17 protein-coding genes and 1 pseudogene are annotated in these 21,596 nt (G+C 72.7%); 9 read left to right on the top strand and 9 right to left on the bottom strand.

Annotated elements, in window-relative coordinates; all coding sequences use genetic code 11:
* Positions 1–527 precede the first annotated feature (527 nt).
* The 7 genes from ACFYP0_RS31495 (at position 528) to ACFYP0_RS31465 (ending at position 9,718) form a co-directional block, all read left to right on the top strand.
* The gene (locus tag ACFYP0_RS31495) at positions 528–1,133 is read left to right on the top strand and encodes a TetR/AcrR family transcriptional regulator (RefSeq protein WP_124853601.1); all 606 of its coding nucleotides are present in this window, start codon (positions 528–530) and stop codon (positions 1,131–1,133) included.
* Between the two features lie 37 nt (positions 1,134–1,170).
* Positions 1,171–1,968, top strand: a complete 798-nt coding sequence (locus ACFYP0_RS31490; RefSeq protein ID WP_356980593.1) for a TIGR03084 family metal-binding protein — start codon at positions 1,171–1,173, stop codon at positions 1,966–1,968.
* Positions 1,965–3,641 (top strand): acyclic terpene utilization AtuA family protein, encoded by a 1,677-nt coding sequence (locus tag ACFYP0_RS31485; protein WP_356980591.1) that lies wholly within the window; start codon positions 1,965–1,967, stop codon positions 3,639–3,641. The genes ACFYP0_RS31490 and ACFYP0_RS31485 overlap by 4 nt, the downstream gene beginning before the upstream one ends.
* 55 nt (positions 3,642–3,696) lie before the next feature.
* The gene (locus ACFYP0_RS31480) at positions 3,697–4,893 is read left to right on the top strand and encodes an acyl-CoA dehydrogenase family protein (RefSeq protein WP_355500739.1); all 1,197 of its coding nucleotides are present in this window, start codon (positions 3,697–3,699) and stop codon (positions 4,891–4,893) included.
* Positions 4,890–6,491 carry an acyl-CoA carboxylase subunit beta gene (locus tag ACFYP0_RS31475; protein WP_386998432.1) on the top strand — a complete coding sequence of 534 codons (1,602 nt, stop codon included), beginning with the start codon at positions 4,890–4,892 and terminating at the stop codon, positions 6,489–6,491. Before ACFYP0_RS31480 ends, ACFYP0_RS31475 begins: the two co-directional genes overlap by 4 nt.
* A 69-nt stretch (positions 6,492–6,560) precedes the next feature.
* On the top strand, positions 6,561–8,558 hold the full coding sequence (locus tag ACFYP0_RS31470; protein ID WP_386998431.1) for an ATP-binding protein: 1,998 nt from the start codon (positions 6,561–6,563) through the stop codon (positions 8,556–8,558).
* Positions 8,555–9,718, top strand: coding sequence for an acyl-CoA dehydrogenase family protein (locus tag ACFYP0_RS31465; protein WP_386998430.1), 1,164 nt, complete (start codon positions 8,555–8,557; stop codon positions 9,716–9,718). Before ACFYP0_RS31470 ends, ACFYP0_RS31465 begins: the two co-directional genes overlap by 4 nt.
* Before the next feature lie 27 nt (positions 9,719–9,745).
* On the opposite strand, the gene ACFYP0_RS31460 is transcribed toward ACFYP0_RS31465, so the two are convergent.
* Both ACFYP0_RS31460 and ACFYP0_RS31455 read right to left on the bottom strand, forming a co-directional pair.
* Positions 9,746–10,960 (bottom strand): hypothetical protein, encoded by a 1,215-nt coding sequence (locus ACFYP0_RS31460; protein ID WP_386998429.1) that lies wholly within the window; start codon positions 10,958–10,960, stop codon positions 9,746–9,748.
* Positions 10,957–11,898: a transporter substrate-binding domain-containing protein gene (locus ACFYP0_RS31455; RefSeq protein WP_355500730.1), complete on the bottom strand. Its 942-nt coding sequence runs from the start codon at positions 11,896–11,898 to the stop codon at positions 10,957–10,959. The genes ACFYP0_RS31460 and ACFYP0_RS31455 overlap by 4 nt, the downstream gene beginning before the upstream one ends.
* 168 nt (positions 11,899–12,066) lie before the next feature.
* Here ACFYP0_RS31455 and ACFYP0_RS31450 point away from each other — a divergent pair, with 168 nt between their 5' ends.
* On the top strand, positions 12,067–12,408 hold the full coding sequence (locus tag ACFYP0_RS31450; RefSeq protein ID WP_355500729.1) for a hypothetical protein: 342 nt from the start codon (positions 12,067–12,069) through the stop codon (positions 12,406–12,408).
* Here ACFYP0_RS31450 and ACFYP0_RS31445 read toward each other — a convergent pair.
* From ACFYP0_RS31445 to ACFYP0_RS31415, 7 genes are all read right to left on the bottom strand, one after another.
* Positions 12,395–13,891: a serine/threonine-protein kinase gene (locus ACFYP0_RS31445; RefSeq protein WP_355500727.1), complete on the bottom strand. Its 1,497-nt coding sequence runs from the start codon at positions 13,889–13,891 to the stop codon at positions 12,395–12,397. The genes ACFYP0_RS31450 and ACFYP0_RS31445 overlap by 14 nt on opposite strands.
* A 30-nt stretch (positions 13,892–13,921) precedes the next feature.
* Positions 13,922–14,425: a hypothetical protein gene (locus ACFYP0_RS31440; RefSeq protein ID WP_355500725.1), complete on the bottom strand. Its 504-nt coding sequence runs from the start codon at positions 14,423–14,425 to the stop codon at positions 13,922–13,924.
* Positions 14,426–14,633: 208 nt separating this feature from the next.
* A complete protein-coding gene (locus ACFYP0_RS31435) occupies positions 14,634–18,281 on the bottom strand; it encodes an adenylate/guanylate cyclase domain-containing protein (protein WP_355500723.1) in 3,648 nt (1,215 codons plus the stop codon).
* Positions 18,278–19,114, bottom strand: a complete 837-nt coding sequence (locus ACFYP0_RS31430) for an MBL fold metallo-hydrolase (protein WP_386998428.1) — start codon at positions 19,112–19,114, stop codon at positions 18,278–18,280. The genes ACFYP0_RS31435 and ACFYP0_RS31430 overlap by 4 nt, the downstream gene beginning before the upstream one ends.
* 123 nt (positions 19,115–19,237) lie before the next feature.
* Entirely contained in the window at positions 19,238–19,699 is a 462-nt protein-coding gene (locus ACFYP0_RS31425; protein WP_124856656.1) for a RidA family protein, read from the bottom strand.
* On the bottom strand, positions 19,696–19,851 hold the full coding sequence (locus tag ACFYP0_RS31420; RefSeq protein WP_007466198.1) for a DUF4177 domain-containing protein: 156 nt from the start codon (positions 19,849–19,851) through the stop codon (positions 19,696–19,698). The genes ACFYP0_RS31425 and ACFYP0_RS31420 overlap by 4 nt, the downstream gene beginning before the upstream one ends.
* A 44-nt stretch (positions 19,852–19,895) precedes the next feature.
* Positions 19,896–20,378, bottom strand: coding sequence for a hypothetical protein (locus tag ACFYP0_RS31415; RefSeq protein ID WP_112621981.1), 483 nt, complete (start codon positions 20,376–20,378; stop codon positions 19,896–19,898).
* A 614-nt stretch (positions 20,379–20,992) separates the two neighbouring features.
* Here ACFYP0_RS31415 and ACFYP0_RS31410 point away from each other — a divergent pair.
* Positions 20,993–21,583, top strand: a pseudogene (locus tag ACFYP0_RS31410) (Rv0361 family membrane protein); the annotation flags it as partial.
* Between the last annotated feature and the right edge of the window lie 13 nt (positions 21,584–21,596).

Here is a 21,596-nt window from a genome sequence, read left to right as displayed (position 1 = left end):
GCGGCGGCGGCAGGCGGGCGGCGGCAGGCGGGCGGCGGCGGCAGGCGGGCAGCGGCAGGCGGGCGGCGGCGGCAGGCGGGCAGCGGCAGGCAGGCGGCGGCGGCAGGCGGGCAGCGGCAGGCAGGCGGCGGCGGCAGGCGGGCAGCGGCAGGCAGGCGGCGGCGGCAGGCGGGCAGCGGCAGGCAGGCGGCGGCGGCAGGCGGGCAGCGGCAGGCAGGCAGGCAGGCGGGCAGGCAGACGGGATACCGGCCAGAGAGCCTTTGGAGCTGAATCGTTTGCGGCATCAGCCACAGGTGATCGGCAGGCCGAGCCTCTGACGAGGTCGACAGGCACGGCCGACGGGCGCGGCCGACAGGCACGGCCGACAGGCACGGCCGACGGGCGATTCGTTTGTGACATCAGCTCCATAGGGAGACCAGCCACCCAAGCCCACCTCCCGCGCTGTCCCACCGCCAGCCCACCCGAGCCTCGCGGGCTCAGAAAAAGTCAGTCTTGACTGTTTGTTTTGTAGGCACCAAGCTGTCCCCGTGCCCACCGCATCGACGCGTGTCCCCCAGCAGGAACGCAGCCGCGCCACCCAGGCCCGGCTGCTGGAGGCGACCGTCGACTGCCTGATCGAGCACGGCTGGTCCGGCACCACGACCACCGTCGTCGCGGCGCGGGCCGGTGTTTCGCGTGGGGCGCAGCTGCACCACTACCCGACGAAGGCGGCGCTGGTGACGGCCGCTGTGGCCCATCTGGCCGAGCGCCGGGCCGACGAGTTGCGCACCGAGGCCGAGGCGCTGCCGGCTGGCCCGCAGCGGTTGGACCGGGTCGTCGACCTGCTCGCCGTGGCGTTCACCGGGCCGCTGTTCGTGGCCGCGCTTGAGCTCTGGGTCGCTGCCCGCACCGATCGGGAGCTGCGGGACGCCCTGGTGCCGCTGGAGGCGACGGTCGGGCGGGAGATGCATCGGCTCACCGTCGCCCTGCTCGGTGTCGACGAGCGTCGACCCGGTGTCCGCGAAGCGGTGCAGGCCACGCTCGATCTGCTCCGTGGGCTCGGGGTGGCCAACCTGCTCAGCGACGATTCCGCCCGCCGGACCGCCCTGTTGACCACCTGGAAGCGCCAGCTCGCCACCCTGCTCACGCCCTGACCGCCGGCCGCACCGGCCACCACCGACCGGAGGCACCATGGTCGACCTCAGCGACCTGCTCACGGACCTGGCCGACGAGTCCGCCCACCTGGACGCCCTGGTGGCACCCCTACCCGTGGCCGACTGGGCGAGGCCGACCCCCGCGCCGGGCTGGAGCGTTGGGCATCAGATCGCCCACCTCGCCTGGACCGACCACGTCGCGCTGTTGGCCGCGACCGATCCCGAGGCGTTCTACGCGACGGTCACCACCGCGCCGGACGTGACCCGACTCGTCGACGTCGGCGCCGAGGAATTCCTCGCCCCGCCGGCCGAGCTGCTCGCCCGCTGGCGGGAAGGGCGCACCGCGCTCGTCGACGCGCTGGCCGCCGTTCCGGCCGGCGGCAAACTGCCCTGGTACGGCACCCGGATGTCGGCCGCCTCGATGGCCACCGCCCGGATCATGGAGACCTGGGCGCACGGTGCGGACGTGGCCGACGCCCTCGACGTGGTCCGCCCCGACAGCGACCGACTCCGGCACGTGGCGCACCTGGGCGTGCGTACCCTCGGGCACGGCTTCGCCGCGCACGGCCGGGAGGCACCGACGGCGCCGATCCGGGTCGAGCTGGTCGGGCCGGGCGGGCAGGCCTGGAGCTGGGGTCCGGCGGACGCCGCCGACCGGGTCACCGGCCCGGCTCGGGATTTCTGCCTGCTGGTCACCCAGCGTCGACACCGCGCGGACCTCGCTCTGGTCGCCACCGGGCCGGTCGCCGACGAGTGGCTCGACGTGGCGCAGGCCTTCGCCGGGCCGCCGGGTGACGGCCGGCAGCCGGCCGGCGGGATCGGGGTACGGGCATGATCCGCATCGGCAACGCCTCCGGCTTCTACGGCGACCGGTTCACCGCCTGGCGGGAGATGCTCGACGGCGGTGAGCTGGACGTGCTGACCGGCGACTACCTGGCCGAGTTGACCATGCTGATCCTGGCCCGGGACCGCCTGCGGGACAGCGACCTGGGCTACGCGAAGACGTTCCTGCGGCAACTGGAGACCTGCCTCGGCACCGCCCTCGACCGAGGGGTACGGATCGTGACCAACGCCGGCGGGTTGAACCCGGCCGGCCTGGCCGCCGCCATCGAGAAGCTCGCCAACCGGCTCGGCCTGCAGACCCAGGTCGGGTACGTCGAGGGCGACACGATCCAGCGACCGGACGCGTTGAGCGCGAACGCCTACCTCGGCGCGTTCGGGATCGCCGCCTGCCTCGACGCCGGTGCGGACGTGGTGGTCACCGGCCGGGTCACCGACGCGTCGCTGGTGGTCGGACCGGCCATCGCCCGGTACGGGTGGGGCCGCAACGACCTCGACGAGCTGGCCGGGGCCACCGTGGCGGGGCACCTCGTCGAGTGCGGTGCTCAGGTCACCGGCGGCAACTTCAGCTTCTTCACCGAGCTGCCCGACGGCGGTCACCGGCCCGGGTTCCCGATCGCCGAGGTGCACCCCGACGGCTCATCGGTGCTCACCAAGCATCCGGGCACCGGCGGCGCGGTAACAGTGGAGACGGTCACCGCCCAACTGCTCTACGAGATCGGCGGACCGTCGTATCTGGGGCCGGACGTGGTGACCCGACTGGACACGGTGAGGCTGCACCCCGACGGGCCGGACCGGGTCCGGGTCTCCGGCGTACGGGGCACGCCGCCACCGCCCACTCTGAAGGTGGGCGTCAACAACCTCGGCGGCTTCCGCAACTCGATGACGTTCGTCCTGTGCGGTCTGCACATCGAGGCGAAGGCGGCCCTGGTCCGGGGGCAGGTCGAGGAGGCGGTGGGCAAGGACGGGCTGGAGTTCACCCTCGCCCGGACCGACCATCCGGACGCCGCCGACACCGAGGCGGCCAGCGCCCTGCTGCACGTACACCTGCGCGACGGCGACAAGGCGCGGGCCGGGCGGGCGTTCTCGGCCGCCGCGGTGGAGTTGGCCCTGGCCTCGTACCCGGGCTGCACGCTGACCACGCTTCCCGGTGACGCGACACCGTACGGCGTCTTCACCGCCGACGCGGTGCCGCAGGACGCGGTGGCCCACGTCGCGGTGCTACCCGGTGGCGAGCGGGTGCCGATCGCCCCGCCGGTCGGCACCGCCCCCACCTCGCAGGACGAGTCGGCCCCGGGTGGCGACGCGGCGGTCGACGGCCCGACCCGGCGCGGGGCGCTCGGCGAGGTGGTCGGCGCACGCTCCGGGGACAAGGGCGGGGACGCCAACCTCGGTGTCTGGGCGCGTTCCGACGCCGGGTACGCCTGGTTGCGGACCTGGTTGACCGTCGAACGGCTGGCCGAGCTGGTGCCGGAGACCGCCCCGCTGTCGGTGCGGCGCTACGAATTGTCGAACCTGCGCGCGGTCAACTTCGTGATCGAGGGCCTGCTCGGCGCCGGGGTGGCCGCGTCCACCCGGTTCGACCCTCAGGCCAAGGCGCTCGGCGAGCTGCTGCGCGCCCGGATCGTCGACCTGCCGGCCGACCTTCCGGCGGGGGCATCCCGGTGAGCGCGAGGAATGAGCCGGCCCCGCGAGCCCCGCAGTCGCGACCGAAGGAGGCCCGATGAGCATCGTGGACACCCCGGAGCGCCGGCAACTACGCGAGCTGACCCGGACGTTCGTGACCCGGGAGGTGTTGCCGCACCTGGACGACTGGGAGCGGGCCGGCGAGGTGCCCCGGGCGCTGCACGCGACCGCCGCGAAGCTCGGCCTGCTCGGCATCGGCTTCCCGGAGTCGGTCGGTGGCAGCGGCGGTGATTTGCTCGACTCGATCATCGTGACCGAGGAGCTGATCCGCTCCGGCGGTTCGTCCGGGCTGGTGGCGGCCCTGTTCACGCACGGAATCGCGTTGCCGCACATGGTGGCGGCGGCCGGTGCCCGCACCGGCGGCTCGCTCGGCGGTCGACTCGGTGGCGTCTCGTCCCCGGGCGACGACAGTCTGATCGAGCGGTACGTGCGGCCCACCCTGGCCGGCACGATGATCGGCGCGCTGGCCATCACCGAGCCGGACGGCGGTTCGGACGTGGCCGGCATCCGCACGACCGCCCGCCGGGACGGCGACCACTACGTGGTGAACGGGTCGAAGACGTACATCACCAGCGGGCACCGGGCCGACTTCGTGACCACCGCGGTGTGTACCGACTTCCCCGGCAGCGGCTCGCTCACTCTGCTGGTCATCGACAAGGGGTCGCCCGGGTTCACAGTGGGACGCCGGTTGGAGAAGCTGGGCTGGCACTGCTCGGACACCGCCGAGCTGTCCTTCGCGGACGTGCGGGTGCCGGTCGCCAACCGGATCGGCGCGGAGGACACCGGCTTCCTGGCGATCATGCAGAACTTCGCGGCGGAACGGCTGTCGCTGGCGACCCAGGCGTACGCGACTGCGCAGCGTTGCGTCGAGTTGGCGGTGCGCTGGTGCCGGGACCGGGAGACCTTCGGGCGTCCGCTGGCCAGCCGGCAGCTGATCAGGCACCGGTTGGCCGAGATGCACACCCGGGCCGAGGCGGCCCGATCGTACGTGCATGCAGTGGCGGTTCGGGTGGCGGCCGGCGAGCCGGTGGTGACCGAGGTGGCGATGGCGAAGAACATGGCGGTGGCCGCCTGCGACCACGTCGTCGACCAGGCGTTGCAGCTGCACGGCGGGTTCGGCTACCTGCGCGACGCCGAGGTGGAGCGGCACTACCGCGACGCGCGGATCCTCGGCATCGGCGGCGGCACCACCGAGATCATGAATGAGATCATCGCGAAAGGCATGGGCCTATGACCACCCTGGACAGCGCGGTCGACCCGTCCGCGCCCTCGTACCTGGCGAACCGGGCGGCGTTGCTGGAGCGGTTGACCGAGTTGGACGCCGCGCTGGACCAGGCGCGGGCGGGTGGTGGCGAGAAGTACGTGACCCGGCACCACGCCCGCGGCAAGCTGCTCCCCCGGGAGCGGATCGATCTGCTGGTGGACGCCGACAGCCCGTTCCTGGAGTTGTCGCCGGTCGCCGCGTACGGCTCGGACTTCCCGGTCGGGGCCAGCGTGGTCACCGGCATCGGGGTGGTCGAGGGCGTGGAGTGCCTGATCGTCGCCAACGACCCGACGGTACGCGGTGGCGCGGTCAACCCGTGGTCGCTGGCGAAGACCCGGCGGGCCGGCGAGATCGCCCTGGCCAACCGGCTGCCCATGGTCAATCTGGTGGAGTCGGCCGGGGCGGACCTGCCCACCCAGGCGGAGATCTTCATTCCCGGTGGTCGGGTGTTCCGTGACCTCACCCGGCTCTCGGCGGCCGGCATCCCCACGGTCAGCGTGGTCTTCGGCAACGCCACGGCCGGTGGCGCGTACGTGCCGGGGATGTCCGACCACGTGATCATGATTCGGGACCGGTCACAGGTCTACCTGGCCGGTCCGCCGCTGGTGAAGATGGCGACCGGCGAGGTCACCGACGACGAGTCGCTGGGTGGCGCGGCGATGCACGCCGGCACGTCCGGGCTCGCCGACCACCTGGCCGAGGACGAGCGGGACGGCATCCGGCTGGCCCGGCAGTGCGTACGACGGTTGAACTGGCGCAAGCAGGGTCCGTCGCCGCGTACGGCGGTGCCGCAGCCGCCGAAGTACGACCCGGAGGAGCTGCTCGGCATCACCAGCGCCGACCTGAAGGTGCCGTTCGACCCTCGGGAGGTGCTGGCCCGGATCCTGGACGGCAGCGACTTCGACGAGTTCAAGCCGGCGTACGGGGACGCGCTGGTCACCGGTTGGGGCGAGCTGCACGGGTATCCGGTGGGGGTGCTGGCGAACGCCCGAGGGGTGCTGTTCGGCGCGGAGGCGCAGAAGGCGGCCCAGTTCATCCAGCTCGCGAACGCCTCGGACACCCCGTTGATCTTCTTGCAGAACACCACCGGCTACATGGTGGGCACCGAGTACGAGCAGCGCGGCATCATCAAGCACGGCGCCCTGATGATCAACGCGGTGTCGAACTCGAAGGTGCCGCACCTGACGGTGAACCTGGGCGCCTCCTACGGTGCCGGCAACTACGGCATGTGCGGCCGGGCGTACGAGCCGAGGTTCCTGTTCACCTGGCCGAACGCGAAGTCGGCGGTGATGGGCCCGGCGCAGCTCGCGGGGGTGCTGTCGATCGTGGCCCGGCAGGCGGCTGCCGCCCGGGGGCGCGACTACGACGAGGACTCCGACGCGGCGATGCGAATGATGGTCGAGCAGCAGATCGAGTCGCAGTCCGGGGCGCTCTTCCTCTCCGGCCGGCTCTACGACGACGGGGTGATCGACCCCCGGGACACTCGGACCGTCCTCGGGCTCTGCCTCTCGGCGATCCACAACGGACCGGTGAAGGGCGCCGACGGTTTCGGCGTCTTCCGGATGTAGACCGTGAGCGCGAGGAACGCAGCGAAGCGGAGTCCCGCAGTCGCGAACGAAAGGAAGGCTCAGGGGACCATGATCAACAGACTGCTCGTGGCCAACCGGGGCGAGATCGCCCGTCGGGTCTTCGCCACCTGCCGCGCGATGGGCGTGGAAACGGTCGCCGTGCACTCGGACGCGGACGCCGACGCGCCGTTCGTGGCCGAGGCCGACCAGGCGGTACGCCTGCCGGGGAGAACGCCTGCCGAGACGTACCTGCGGGTCGACCTGATCCTGGACGCGGCCCGCCGCAGCGGCGCGGACGCCGTCCACCCCGGCTACGGGTTCCTCGCCGAGAACGCCGAGTTCGCGGCGGCGGTGACCGACGCCGGTCTGACCTGGGTCGGCCCGCCGGCCAAGGTGATCGCCGCGATGGGCGACAAGCTGGCGGCGAAGGCGCTGCTCGCCGAGGCGGGCGTGCCGATGCTGCCGAGCTGGACCGACACCGACGGGATCACCGATTTCCCGGTGCTGGTGAAGGCGTCCGCCGGCGGTGGCGGCCGGGGCATGCGGATCGTCCGGACCGCCGACGAACTGGCCGAGGCCGTCGCCTCCGCGCGCCGCGAGGCGGCCGCCGCGTTCGGCGACGGCACGGTCTTCATCGAGCGGTACGTCGAGCGCGGCCGGCACGTCGAGGTGCAGATCTTTGGTGACGCCCACGGTCGGGTGGTGGCTCTCGGCGACCGGGAGTGCTCGATCCAGCGGCGGCACCAGAAGATCGTCGAGGAGGCGCCAGCGGTTGTGCCGGACCGGGTCCGCACGGCGTTGCACGAGGCGGCGGTGGCCGCCGGGCGCGCGGTCGACTACCTGGGCGCGGGCACTGTGGAGTTCCTGCTCGCCCCGGGCGGTGAATTCTTCTTCCTGGAGATGAACACCCGCCTTCAGGTCGAGCACCCGGTCACCGAGTTGTGCACCGGGCTGGACCTGGTGGGTCTGCAACTGCTCGTCGCCGAGGGTGAGCCGTTGCCGGCGGCTCTGCCGGCGAGCACCGGGCACGCGATCGAGGTACGCCTCTGCGCCGAGGATGCGGCGGCGGGTTGGCGGCCGGCCACCGGGACCCTGCACCGGTTCAGCGTCGGCGCTGTGGCGACCGAGTTCGGTGGGCTGGCCGGGCCGGGCCTGCGGCTCGACTCGGGTGTGCTGGCCGGCTCGGTGGTCGGGGTGCACTACGACTCGATGCTCGCGAAGGTGATCGCCTGGGGTCGTACCCGCGCGGAGGCGACCCGGCTGCTGGCCAGCGCGTTGGCCCGGGCCGAGCTGCACGGGGTGACCACCAATCGGGACCTGCTGGTCCGGGTGCTGCGGAGCCCCGCCTTCGCCGCCGTGGAGATCGACACGGGTTTCCTGGACCGGCACCCGGAGGTCTTCGCCCCGCTGCTCCCCGCCGACCGGCTGCCGATCACCGCCCTCGCCGCGGCGCTGGCCGCGGCCGCCCACCGCCGGGCGACCGCACCGGTGCTCTCCGGGCTCCCCTCTGGCTGGCGCAACGTTCCCGCAGTCCCGCAGGTCAGCCGGTTCATCGGGCCGGACGGCGACGAGATCGAGATCCGCTACCGGCTGGACCGGACCGGTGGACTCGCCGACTGGTCCGTGGCGACGCCCGGCGACGCAGCGGCGTCGGAGGCGAAGCCACCGGCAGTAGCACTGGTCGAGGCCACCCCGGACCGGGTGGTGCTCGACGTCGACGGGGTTCGGCGCGCGTACCGCGTACACCGGGTGGGTGCGGCGGTCTTCGTGGACGGCCCGGACGGGGCGGCGAGCCTGGCCGAGCTGCCACGTCTTCCGCTGCCCACCGCGGCGGTGGCAGCCGGGTCGCTGCTCGCGCCGCTGCCCGGCGCGGTGACCCGGGTAAACGTCAAGGTCGGCCAGCGGGTCACCGTCGGCGAACCGCTGCTCACCCTGGAAGCGATGAAGCTGGAACATCCCGTGCTCGCCCCGATCGACGGCGTGGTCACCGAGTTGCCGGTGCCGACCGGCGGTCAGGTGCAGACGGGCGCCGTGCTCGCCGTTATCGAAGAAGAGGACGCCCGATGACCTTCGACCTCACCCCCGAGCAGGACCAACTGCGCGACGCCGTGCGGGCGTTGGGCCGCCGCTACGGTCACTCCTACTTTGTCGAGAAGGCGAGGGCCGGCGAACACACCACCGAACTGTGGGCGGAGGCCGGGCGGCTCGGCTACCTGGGGGTCAACATCCCCACCGAGTACGGCGGCGGGGGCGGCGGCATCACCGAGCTGGCCATCGTCTGCGAGGAGTTGGCGGCGGCGGGTTGCCCGTTGCTGCTGCTGGTGGTCTCCCCCGCCATCGCGGCGACCGTGCTCGCCCGGCACGGCACCGAGGAGCAGCGCAAGCGGCACCTGCCGGGCCTCGCCGACGGCTCCCAGAAGATCGTTTTCGCGATCACCGAGCCGGAGGCCGGTTCCAACTTCCACCGGCTCGGCACGGTGGCTCGCCGCGACGGCGACGGTTGGCTGCTGAACGGCCGCAAGTGCTACATCTCCGGCGTCGACGAGGCCGGTCACGTGCTGGTGGTGGCCCGTACCGAGGATTCCTCCACGGGCAAGTTGAAGCCGGCGCTGTTCCTGGTGCCGACCGACGCGGCCGGGCTGACCCGGTCCAAGCTGGACATGGAGATCCTGTCCCCGGAGAACCAGTTCCTGCTCTACCTGGACGACGTGCGGGTGCCCGCCGACGCGCTGCTCGGTGAGTCGTTGGACGCCGGGCTGCCGGCGCTCTTCGCCGGGCTCAACCCGGAGCGGATCACGGTGGCCGCGATGGGTGCCGGCACCGGCCGGTACGCCATCGAGCGGGCCAGTGAGTACACCGTCACCCGCAAGGTCTGGGGTGGTCGGAGCATCGGCTCGCACCAAGGGGTGTCGCACCCGTTGGCACACGCGGCGGTGCAGGTGGAGCTGGCCCGCCTCATGATTCAGAAGGCGGCCACCCTGTACGACGCCGGCCGCGACCTGGAGGCCGGGGTGTCCGGCAACATGGCCAAGTACGCGGCCGGGGAGGCCGCCGCGCTCGCCGTGGACACCGCCGTGCAGGTGCTCGGTGGGGCCGGCATGACCACCGAGTACGGGGTGGCAACTCTGCTCGGCGCCGTCCGGGCCGGCCGGATCGCGCCGGTCAGCCGCGAGATGATCCTCAACTTCGTGGCCCAACACGTCCTCGGCCAGGACAAGTCCTACTGACGTCGCGCTGGGCGGGCGGGGCGGGGTTCAGGCCGGGGTGCGGCAGGCGGCGTCGATGCGGTGGACCGGGCGCACCCGTCGGCCCATGCCCTCCAACAGCGAATCCTCGACGTGGAAGTCGTGAATGCGCAGTTGGTGGCGGGGTAACTCCTCCTCGCTCGGGCAGAGCACCTGGGCGCGGACCAGACCGACCGGGACGTACCGGACTCCGCCCCGTTCCTGGAGGATCACCATGTTGACGTCGTCGGTGGTGACCACGTGCCCACGTACGTCCTCGGTGGGCCCGCTCTCCGGGCCCACCGTGGTGACGGTCAGCGGCAACACCGGTGTGGTGATCACCGGCACCGCGGCCCAGATCAGGGTGGCCAGCACCGCCACCTCGGTCACCGACGCCAGCGGCCGGATCACCATGCCCGGCAACGGCCCCGCGACGAAGGGCGCCAGCAGCGGGGGCACCACGATGAGCGCCAGCACCAGCCACTCGTCGCCCTGCCGCATCGCGTCGCGCATCGTCGGCAGCATCAGCCAGCCGTACCCGGCGAGCAGCGCACCGATCAGCAGCAGCCGAGGCACCACCCGCTCGTGCAGCCGCGCCGGGCGCAGTTGGAACGCGGCCACGAACGCCGGCAACAGCAACGGCAGATAGAGCAACGGCCAGGTGATCAGGGCGAGCAGGAAGCTGGCCAGCACCACCCAGGCCGGGGTGATGTCGGCCCAGCGGGCGAAAAGAGGGCGACGACGGGTGCCCGGCGGAAGTCGATCCGCGCTGACGGCCAGCACCGCGCCGAGCGCGAAGACGGCCACCAGGCCGGTGGAGAGCAGCCGGGCCGCAGTGGTCAGGAAACCGGCGAGGAGGTTGACCGGCCCGACGTTCGCCACCAGCAGCAGCGTGGTCTGAAGCTCCCCGCCGGCCTCCACACCGAGGCGGAGCACCGAGAAGATCGCCGGTACGCCCACCACCGCCGTCCAGAACGACTGGCTGGCCCGGGCGCGCCGCTCGTCCGGATCCCAGCGGACCCGACCGGGCTCGACGTCGGCGACGATCGGCTCCGCCGGTTCGGCGACCGGCACTCCAGCCGGCCAGGCGACGTCACCTCCCGCGCCGGCAGCCGGACGCTCGACAACCGACGGCGCTGCGGCCGTACCGTCGACTGTCGGCGAGTCGGCGTCGCCGCCGGGCACTGACGTGCGGGGCGGCGGGACCGGCCCGTCGCCGCTGGTGGCGGTCGGTGCCGCGCTCACTTCGCGGGCGCCTTGTCGTCGAAGTCGACGAGCTTCGGCACCTCCAGCGGCTGCGGCTGACGCTTCTCGGCCTTCAGCCAGGGGCCCAGGGTCCGGTTGTACGCGGTCTGCCAGGGGCTGGCATCTCCGTCGCGGCCCTGCTCGTAGCTCTTCTGCAGGAAGAACGCGACCAGGTCGCGCAGCGCGGGATCACCGATCGGCACGCCGATGCCCAGCAACTCGCTGGTGCCGAACGGCATGTCCACGATCTCGAACTCCTTGGGGAAGCTGGCCAGGAAACCGGCGAGGATCGACTCGTCGGAGCTGACCGCGTCGTACCGCCCCTTCCGGATGCCGTCGACGCAGTCCCCGACGTCCTTGACCACGAATGTCTTGACCTGGTGCTTCTCCAACTCCGCCTCGGTGGTGGAACCACCGCTGGTGCACACCTTGTACGCCGGGTCGCGCAGATCCTCAATGGTGCGGACCTTGTCCTTGAGCCGAACCGGCACCATCACCTCCTGCGTGGTGACGAAGTACGGCCCGGCGAAGCTGACCAGCTTCTTACGGTCCTCCGTCATGGAGAAGCTGGACACCACGAGGTCGACGGTGCCGCCCTGCAGCGACGGGATGCGGTCCTCGGTGGCGACCGACACGAACTCCAGCCGCTGGTCCCCCTCGTAGCCGAGCGAGGCCGCGACGTACCGGGCGATCTCGACGTCGAACCCGATGTGCTGGCCGTTCCGCAACTCACCCATCAGCGGTTCGTTGGTGGCGACACCGATCCGTAGCTTCGACTGACCGTAGATGTGCGTCTCGCGCATCTTCTCCTGCACCGACGGCAGCTCCGGTTCCTTCCGGCTGTCGCAACCGGCGGCGGCGGCGAGCACGAGAGTGAGAGCGACCGCCAGCGTCGACGCGATCGAGCGGAGCCGGGACTGCGAACTGCCTGAGTTCATGGGCGACCTCGCTACCGGAAGGGCCTGCGGAACACCGAGAGTAGCGGTTCTTGTCCAATCCGTGTGCGCGCGGTGGACCCTGTCCAGTGGACGGCTCGGATCGACGTCGATCGGCGTAGCGGTCGGCTCTGCGGTTGACAGCCGGCCTCGTCGCGACATGCTGGACACGTGAGCCGATTGTCCAGACCCGATGCGCGCACGGTGGCGGTGCTCGCGGCGCTGGGAGCCCTTGTGCCGCTGGTCATGCTGGTCGTGTGGCGCCGACAGGACCTCCTCGGCGTGGTTCTCGCGCTGCTCTGCGTGCTGATGACCATGGTCGCCGGGGTCGCGGTCTCGGCCGCTCGTCAGGTCGACGATCCGGAGCCGGCGGACCGGTCGGCAGTCGTCGGGCCGCCCGAGCTGATGCCGTACGGGATCGACGCGGACACCCTCGATGCCCTGGACCCCCGGGACGCGTTGCGTGCGGTGCGTGACCGCCGACGCGGGTCGGACGGGCTCAGCGGCCGGTGAGCGTGGGTGCGGTGAGCGCGTCCACGCCGCGCCCCGCCAGACACCGGTAGGTCCGGTCGATGCTGCCGTCGATCGGCGGTAGCACCTCCAGGTGCCAGCCGGTCGCCTCGCCGATCCCGGTGGTCAACCGGAACGTCGTGGCACTGCACACCTGCCGCACCGGCTCAGCGGCGACCACCTCGTCGTAGTCGGCGCCAACCAGCGACACCGGCAGGATGCCCTCGGCGTACGTCTCCCAGGTGTGCCGGCCGGCGCAGGACAGCCGAGCCGCCTCGGCGCGGCTACCGCGGATCCGCATCGGGCCGAAGCACTCCAGCTCGGGCAGGCACCGGGCACCCTCGGGCAGGGCGGTGGGCGCACCGGTGCCGGTCGCGCAGCCGGGCAACGGCCCGGTCGCCGGTGCGGCGATCTGGGTGGCCGACGGGTACGGGGTGGGTGGTGGCGCCCGGTCGGCGACCCAGGCCCCGGCGGTCGCGGAGGCGGCGAGCGCGAGCACCCCGGCGCCGCCGAAGAGCCAGCGCCGCCACCGTCGACCGGCGGGGTCACTTCGCTGAGTGTCCTCGATGGAGGGTCGGGGCACCGGTTGGCTGGGCGCGTACGGGCCGGAGAGCGTCGCGGCACCGCTGACCGGAGCGCCGCTGACCGGTGTCGCCGGCGAGCCGAGTGGCAGGTTGGTGAGCAGGTCGTGCAACTCCAGGGCGGAGGGACGCTCGCCCGGATCGTTGGCCATGCCGACGCGCAGCACGTCGATCAGGTCGTCCGGCACCCCGGGCAGTGCGGGAAGCGGCTGGTTGAACATCTCCAGCACGGTGACCAGGCTCGGGTTGCGCTCGGACTGCCAACGCGGCGGCCGGCCGTGCATCACCGCGTAGAGGGTGGCACAGAGCGCGTACACATCGACGGCCGGTGACGGCGGGCTGTGGCTGAACATCTCCGGCGGCGCGTACGCCGGGGTGAGCACCTCCAGGGTGACCGAGGCGTCCCGGTGTTCGGCGAGGACGGCGAGCCCGAAGTCGGCGAGCACCGCCGAGTTGAAGGGCGAGTAGAGGATGTTGGCCGGCTTCACGTCCCGGTGCAGCACCCCGGCGGCGTGCGAGTGGGCCAGCGCGTCCGCGATCTTGATGCCGAGGTCGCGGGCCTCCACCGGGCCGAGCGGTGAGGTGCGCATCCGTTCGGCGTACGAGCCGTCGCAGAGCTCCATGATCAGGTAGGGGTGCTGATCGACTGTGACCCCCACGTCGAAGAGGTCCACCACGTGCGGGTGGGACGACATCCGGCCGGCCGCCCGCGCCTCGCGCAGGAAGCGGGCCTGATCGCGCTCGCTGTCCAGCGTCCGGTTTTCCACTTTGACGGCGACCTCGCGACCCACGGAGATCTGGGTGGCCTGGTAGACGGTCGCGTACCCGCCCCGGGCAAACACCCGCAAATCAGTCAGGCCGGGCACGATCGGCACTGGCAGGCCGCCGGTCGGGGTGTCGGTCACCGCTCGAAAATACCCAACCCGACCGATGGCTCAGCGCACCGCGTCCGCCGGAGCCGCACCGGCGGGACCGGTACCCTCCTCGGCGACCGCAGTCGTCCCGGCACCCTCGGACGATCCGACCCCGCCGGCCGGGACGCCCCGCCGGGCGTCCAGACGCAGACCGATGGCAGTGGCCACGGCGCCCAGCCCTTCCCACGCCGCCACCCCGAAGAACCGGTCGGGAGCGATGTCGGCCAGCACCGCGATGGTGAACACGGTGAACGTGACCAGCCGGAAGACCACGGTGAACCGGTAGAACGCCCGCCACTCGGTCACCGTGGCGAGCAGGTAGTAGACGCCCATGTTGAAGGCCGCCATCGAGGACGCCAGCAGGAACGTCCCGGTGTGATCACCGACGGACCGCGTCGCCGGCACCTCGAACCCGAGCATGCGCAGCTGCGCCTCCGGCCAGAGCAGCCCAACCGCGCCCATCACCAGCGCCAACACGCCGAAGACCGCGATGGTCCAGCCCGCGATGGATCGCGGCAGCTTCATGAAGGGCCTCCCCAGGCACGGCGACGGTCACCACTGTGGATCCGTACGCGGTGCTGACACGCTAGCCGCTCCCCGAGACCACCACATCCCCAAACCCGGCAGAACCCTGCACCCCCCGGGTCGCGTTGATCAAGAGCTTTCGGTCATCGGCGGCCCGGAATCTGACCCAAACCTCTTGATCAACAACGGAGGGTGGGGTGGGCGGGGGTTAGAGCAGGGCGGACAGGCGGGTTTGCAGGGCGTCGGCTGCGGCTCGTTCGCTGCGCTGCTCGGTGGCGTACGCCAGGCGGACCGCCTCCTGCGCGCAGGACACCGCCTCCGCCGGGCGACCGCAGGCGGCCAACGCCTCGGCCAGCACACTCGCCGCGATCACCTGGCTGCGCACGTCCTCGGCCGGCGCGGTGACCGCCCGGCGGGCCCAGTGCAACGCCTGCTCCCGCTGACCGTGAGCGAGCAGCGCCGCCGCGTACTGAGCCATCGTCTGGCGGCGGGAGAAGAGCAGCGAGGGTGCGTTCGCGGCGGCCGTGGCCACCGGGGCAAGCAGCCCGACCGCTGTCGCCGAGTCGCCGGCGGCGAGACGGGCCGTCGCCAGCAGCACCCGGGGCGCCACCTGCGCCGGGGCCTGCGGGTTGTGCGGCTCCACGGCGGTCAGCACCGCGCGGGCCACCCGCTCGGCCGTCTCGCAGTCGCCCATGTCCAACGCGACGAAGCCGCGCAGTGTGCCGGCCATCCCGGTGAGCAGCGGATGCGAGGTGCGCTCCGCGTACGCCAGGGCGTCGGTGAGCAGGTCGGCCGCGTGCTCCGGCTCGCCCAGGCCGCGCGCCACCACCGCCCGGACCACCAGGGCGAACCCACGCCCCCAGTCGTCGGACGCGGCGGCGAACTCCCGGTACGCCCGCCGGGCCTCCCGGTCCGCCTCGGCCAGGTCACCCAGCTCGGCAGTGGCGAACGCCGCCACCGCGCGCAACGTGCCCACCGCCCACGCCTCACCGACCCGCTCGCCGAACGGCAGGAACACCTGCGCCATCCGACACGCCTCGCGCAGTCGGCCGGCGAGCAGTCGGGCGAACGCCGTGGTGCCGCGCAGCCAGGCCCGCCCGTACGGGTCCTTCAGCTCGGCGAAGAGTCGGGCGGCCCGGCCGAGGACCGCATCGGTCCCGGCGAAGTCACCCCGGGTGGTGGTCACCCAGGCCAGGTTCTGCAGGGACCACGCCTGCCCGCGTCGGTCCTGCGCACCGAGGCTGACCTGGTACGCGGCCGCCAACCGGCTGCTCGCCTGACTCAGCCGCCCGGCCACGAAGTCGGCCATGCCGAGCCGGCGCATCGCCGTGGCGCGCTGCGTGGGCAGCCGGCCCTCGGTGGCCACCTGCAACGCCTCCTCCCAGGCGGTCACCGCCCGGCCCTGGTCGCCGAGGGTCTCCTGGGCCTGCCCCGCCAGCAGCAGGGCGCTGACCCGGGTGGCCTCGTCCCCCGCGTTCGCGGCGATCTTCTCGGCGTACGCCAACGCGTCGGAAACCCGGCCGACCTGGAGCAACGCCCGCGCGTGCACCACCCGATCGGCTGCCGGCACCCCGTCGCGGGCCAGTTCGGTGGCGCGCTCGGCGTACTCGACGGCCATTACCGGCTCACCGGCGGAGAGCGAGCGGCGGGCGGCCCGGCCGAGCGCGGCGACGCCGAGCGGAACCACCGCCCGGGCCGGCGCGTCCGGGCGCAGCTTCACCGCGTCGGCGAGCGTGGCGGCCCGCTCGACGTGCGTCGCCACGAAGTCGTCCCGGGCCTCGTCGGTGAACCCGCCCACCGTGCTGGCCGTGGTCTCGTCCGCCGGCGCCGCCCAGCGGGCCAGCGCCGCGTGCCGCTCGGCCAACTCGGCCTTGCTCACCCCGGCGTACGCGGCCTCCCGCATGAGCGGTGTGGCGAACGAGTAGCCGGCACGTGAGCGGTGCAGCATGCGGCGTTGCAGCAACTCCTCGACCGCCCGGTCGAGTTCGACCGCGACCACGGCCGACGGCCGGCCGTCGCGACCGCCGCGTAGCTCCCGCATCGCCTCCAGCGCGCCGGTCGGCACCGTGTCACCGGTGACCGCGGCGTCGCGCAGCACCGACCGGGCGTCCGGCGGCAACGCGTCGATTCGGGCCGCGAGCACGGCGGCGAGGTCCCGGGAGAGCAGCCGACTGCCCAGCGAACCCGGCACCAGCCGCCAGCCGGCCGGCCCGCTCTGCTCCCGCTCGCCGGAGCCGGACCGCTCCACCGCGGCACCCCGCGTCGAGGCGGCACCGCGCACTGATTCGGTGGTGAGCGCGCCCCGTTCGATCAGCAGGGTGACCAGCTCGGCCAGATAGAACGGATTGCCCTGCGCGGTGGCGAGCAACCGGTCGGTGTCGGCCTGCGGCAGCTTGCCGCCGCCGAGGTAACTCGTGAGCAGCCGGGCCGCATCGGCACCGCGCAGCGGCGGCAACGAGTGCACCTCGGCGTCCGCGACCCGGGTCAGCGCACCGGCGGTACGCACCAACTCGGGGCGGCCGAGCAGCAGCACCAGCACCGGGCCGGTGAGCTTGGACAGGGTCAACCCGAGGGCACCGATCGTCTCGGCGGTGGCATCGTGCAGGTCGTCCACCACGATCACCAGCGGCGCCTCCGAGGCGAGCCCACTGAGCAGGTCGGCGACCGCGTTCGGCACCACCTCGGCGTCCGCTGCCGGAGTGCCCGAGCCGCCCCACTCGCCGCTGTCGCTGCCACCGTGCGCCGGGAGTTCGGCGTAGCCGAGCAGGGCCAACAGTTGCTCAGTGGCGATCGGCGGTGTCTCCGCACCGGAGCGGGCGAGCCGCTGCCCGAGCCGGCGCAGCCGCTCCTCGACCGCAGGGCGGGTCAGCGCTGTGGACGCGTCGCTGGGCAGGCCGACGGCGGCCCGCACCAGGTCGGCCAGGGGCGCGAGCCGTCGCCGCTCCCCGAACGCGGCACAGTGCACCGAGAGCACCCGGGCTCCGGTGTGCGCCGCGTACCGGCCAGCACCGACGTCGTACCCGGCGGCGAGGCGCTCCACCTCGGCGGCGAACCGGGACTTGCCAATGCCCGCCTCGGCGGTCATCAGCAGCACCCGTGGGTCGCCCTGGTCGATCACCTCGGCGAGCCGGCCGGCGACCCGACCGATCTCCGTCTCCCGGCCGACGTACGGTGCCTCGTCGCCGAGCCCCGAGCGGGTGCCCGGTGCGTCCAGCAGACCGAGCAGCTCGTACGCCTCGACCGGCTCACGCTTGCCCTTGAGCCGCAGCGGGCGCAGCGCCCGCCAGGAGGAGACGTGCCTGGTGGTTGCAGCGGTACGTCCACCGGCGTAGACGGCCCCGACAGCGGCGGCGTCGGCGAGCCGGGCCGCGGTGTTCACCGTGTCGCCGATGACCGTGTATTCAATCGCGGCCTGGATGCCCGCGATCACGTCGCCGGTGTTCAGCCCGACCCGCAGCCCGAGCGGCGCGCCGCCGCCCCGCTCGTCGTCGAGCACTCGCCGGACGGCCCGTTGCATGGACAGGGCGGCCCGGACGGCGCGTTCGGCGTCGTCCTCGTGTGCCACCGGGGCGCCGAAGACAGCCATGATGCCGTCACCGGTCAGCTTGTCGACGTGCCCGCCGAACGTCTTCACCGCACCTGCCAGGGCGGCGAGCACCCGGTCGGTGACCGCGCCGACGCGTTCCGGGTCGAGGTCCTCCGACCAGGAGGTGAACTCGGAGAGGTCACCGAAGAGCACGGTGACCACCCGGCGCTCGGCCGCCGGCAACGTGGCGGCGGCCGGCAGCGCGGCGCCACAGTTGTGGCAGAACCGCGCGCCGGGAACGGCAACGGTTCCACACACGGGGCAGGTCACATGTGCTCCAACCCACTGACCCCGGGCGCGGATTCCCCGGTGTCGACGCCCAGATACTCCAGCTGGGCCCGGACCGACCATTCGGCCGCCCACCAGAGCGAGCGGTCCACGTCCGCGTAGACCGTCGCGACCACGTCGGCGGGGGTGTCGGCACCGGCGGCGACCGCCGCCCGGACCTGGTCGAGCCGGGCCCGGCGGTGGGCGAGGTAGAAGTCTGCGGCGGCGGCGCAGTCGGCCAGTGCCGGGCCGTGTCCGGGCAGCGCCGGGATCCCCCGGTACGTGGACAGCAGCTCCAGGCTGCTCAGGTAGTCACCGAGGTGCCCGTCGGGGTGGGCGACCACGGTGGTGCCCCGGCCGAGGATGGTGTCACCGGTGAGCACCACCCGCTCGTCGCCGTGCTCGACCAGGAAGCAGACCGAGTCGGCGGTGTGCCCTGGCGTCTGCAACAGACTGATGTGCAGACCGGAGCCGCCGAAGTGCTCGCCCGGCTCGGTCAGCGGCTCGCCGCCGATGGTGTGCGCCGGGTCGACGGCGAGCACGTGCACGCCGCCGAGCAGCTCACTCAGCCGGGCCGCGCCCTCGGTGTGGTCGGGGTGGCCGTGGGTGATCAGGATCAGCCCGACCGGGCCGTGCTCGGCGATCCGGGTCAGGTGCCCCTCGTCCGCCGGCCCCGGGTCGACCACGATGCCGGACTCGGCCGCCGGGGCGCGCAGCACCCAGGTGTTGGTGCCGTCGAGGGTCATCGGCCCCGGGTTCGGCGCACGCAGCAGTGAAACCCAGCGGGGCAACTCGTCGACAAGCGCCGCCACCGCCCCCGTCACGTGCCCGCTCATGGCTGCGATCGTACGACCCCGCCCGCCACACCCCGCGATCTTGCACTTGCGGCCCCTGATTCATCCCGGTTCAGGGCTTTCGTCCGAGCAGAAAGTGCAAGATCGCGGGGCGATGGGGACGCGTCAGGCGACCTCGACGATCAGCTCGATCTCCACCGGGGCGTCCAGGGGCAACTCGGCCACGCCCACCGCGCTACGCGCGTGCCGGCCGGCCTCCCCGAAGACGATGCCGAAGAGATCCGAGGCACCGTTGATCACGGCGGGCTGACCGGTGAAGCCGGGCGCGGAGGCCACGAACCCGGTCACCTTGACCACCTTGACCACGTTCTCCAGGCCGACCAGCGAGTCGACAGCGGCCAGCGCGTTGAGCGCGCACCGCTGGGCCAGATCCTTCGCCTGCTCGGCGGAGATCCCGGCGCCGACCTTGCCGGTCGCCAGCAACTTGCCCTCGGCCATCGGCAACTGGCCGGAAACGTACACGTGCTGCCCGGACTGCACGGCCGGGACGTAACTGGCCACCGGCGGCACGACCTCGGGCAGTTCGAGACCCAGCTCGGCGAGCTTCGCGTGCGGACCGTTGCTCACGCCTTCGGCCGCTTCAGGTAGGCGACCAGCTGGTCCGGGTTCGGGCCGGGGACCACGGCGACGAGCTCCCACCCGTCCTCGCCCCAGTTGTCGAGGATCTGCTTGGTCGCGTGGACCAGCAGCGGGACCGTGGAGTATTCCCACTTCTGCATCGCTGAAGGGCTCCCTCTCGGTGCGGAATTGTTCGAGGGACAGCCTACGGTCCGCTGGCAGGGCGAGGTACGGGACGCTGCTCCGGCGCGGCCGGTAGCTCCCCACAGCGCCCTTCGTGCTCGTACCCCTGCGGGCAGCGGGACCGGTCGGGCAGCAGCAGGTCGCAGAAGACCCGGTGCCGGTTGTTCTGATCGTCGGCGTTGGAGACGGTGGTCTCGCCGGCGTCCAACTCGGGCAGGAAGCCCAGGGACACCGCGACCCGACCGGCCAGCACGGTCGCCGCCGCCAGATTCGGCACCCGGATCGGCAGGTGGATGACGAAGCCCGGCTCGTCGTCCTCGCGGGTCCGCTCGGCGGGCTGGCTCGGCATCCGGGTCGTCTCCGCCTGCTCCGGCATCCGGCGGTACGACCGTTCGTTGATCGGCTGGTTGGTGACCTGCCCGCCGGCCTCGACCACGGACCCGAGCCGGCGGGGCCGGTCGTTCGTCGGGAACTGGGTGCGAGGGATGTTGTCCGCGTCGCGCATGCACTGCCTCCGGTCGTACCTCTCGGACCATGCTTCCGGCCCGGACCCATTCGTCCGTTCCGGCCCCCGCACCGGGACGAAGGTAGGTCTGTGGCCGCGGTCCCGCCAACAGGACGCGCACAAGAGGCCACCAACAGTCACATATGCGACACACCGCAGGTCGGGGGCCCGACACCTAAACCGACGCTGGTACCGCTCACCGTTTCGCTGGGCCGCTCGACAGGCAGGGGCGACACCGATCCGGTCATCGACCGCTACCCTTCCGGTCGGACGGTCGCGCAGCGCCCGGCCGCCCGCTCGATCACGCTCGGCGCCAGGGGTGGCGACGGGCGCCGCACCCCTGGGGGAACGACATGACCCACCCGCCCAGCGGCGACCAGGCCGGCACACCCGCTCACCCGCCGGCCCACCCGGATCCCGCCGGTCAGCCCGGCGCGCCGACCATCCCCAGCCAGCCGACCCCTCCACCGCCCGGGCAGCTCGCTCTCCCCGCCTCCCCCGCCCAGCCGGCGCTCTCCGCCGCCCCCACCTCACCGGCTTTCCCGGGCCAGCCCGGCGGCGCCGGCCAGTCGGCCTTCCCGGGGCAGCCCAGCGGCTCCAGCCAGCCGGCCTTCCCGGGGCAGCCCGGCGGCGCCGGGCAGCCGGAAGGGCCTGGCGGCCCCACCTCGGCCGCCGCACCGTCGCAGCCCGGTGCCCCGAACCCCTCGTCGATCCCCGCGGCCCCGCCGGCCTATCCGCCCTACCAGGGCACGGCCGAGCCGAAGAAGAAGCGCGGTCTGCTGATCGCGGCGATCGCCCTGGTCGTGATCATGGTGCTCTGCGTGGGTGGTGGCGTGGTGGCCTTCCTGACCCTGCGCGATGCCGAGACCGGCGAGGGTGCCAAGGAGCCGGCGGTCGCAGTCGACGAGTTCCTCACCGCGGTCTACAAGGATCGCGACGCGACAAAGGCGGCCGGTCGCGTCTGCGCCGCTTCCCGCGACGACGACAAGATCGCCGCGAAGGTGGCCGAGGTGGAGAAGTACGCCTCCACCTACCAGAACCCGCGCTTCCGGTGGACCACCCCGAAGGTGGACAACCAGACCGGGGAACGGGCCACCGTCTCCACCCGGCTCACCATGACCACCGCCGACGAGAAGGTGGCCGACCAGGAGTTGCGCTTCACTGTGGTGCAGAAGACGGGTTGGTGGGTCTGCGAGGTCGCCTGACCGCCGAGCCTGG

Source organism: Micromonospora arida, assembly GCF_042873195.1.
In the GTDB taxonomy this organism is placed as follows: domain Bacteria; phylum Actinomycetota; class Actinomycetes; order Mycobacteriales; family Micromonosporaceae; genus Micromonospora; species Micromonospora arida.
The sequence above is the reverse complement of the archived record's forward strand: the minus strand, read 5'-3'. Positions and strand labels throughout refer to the sequence as shown.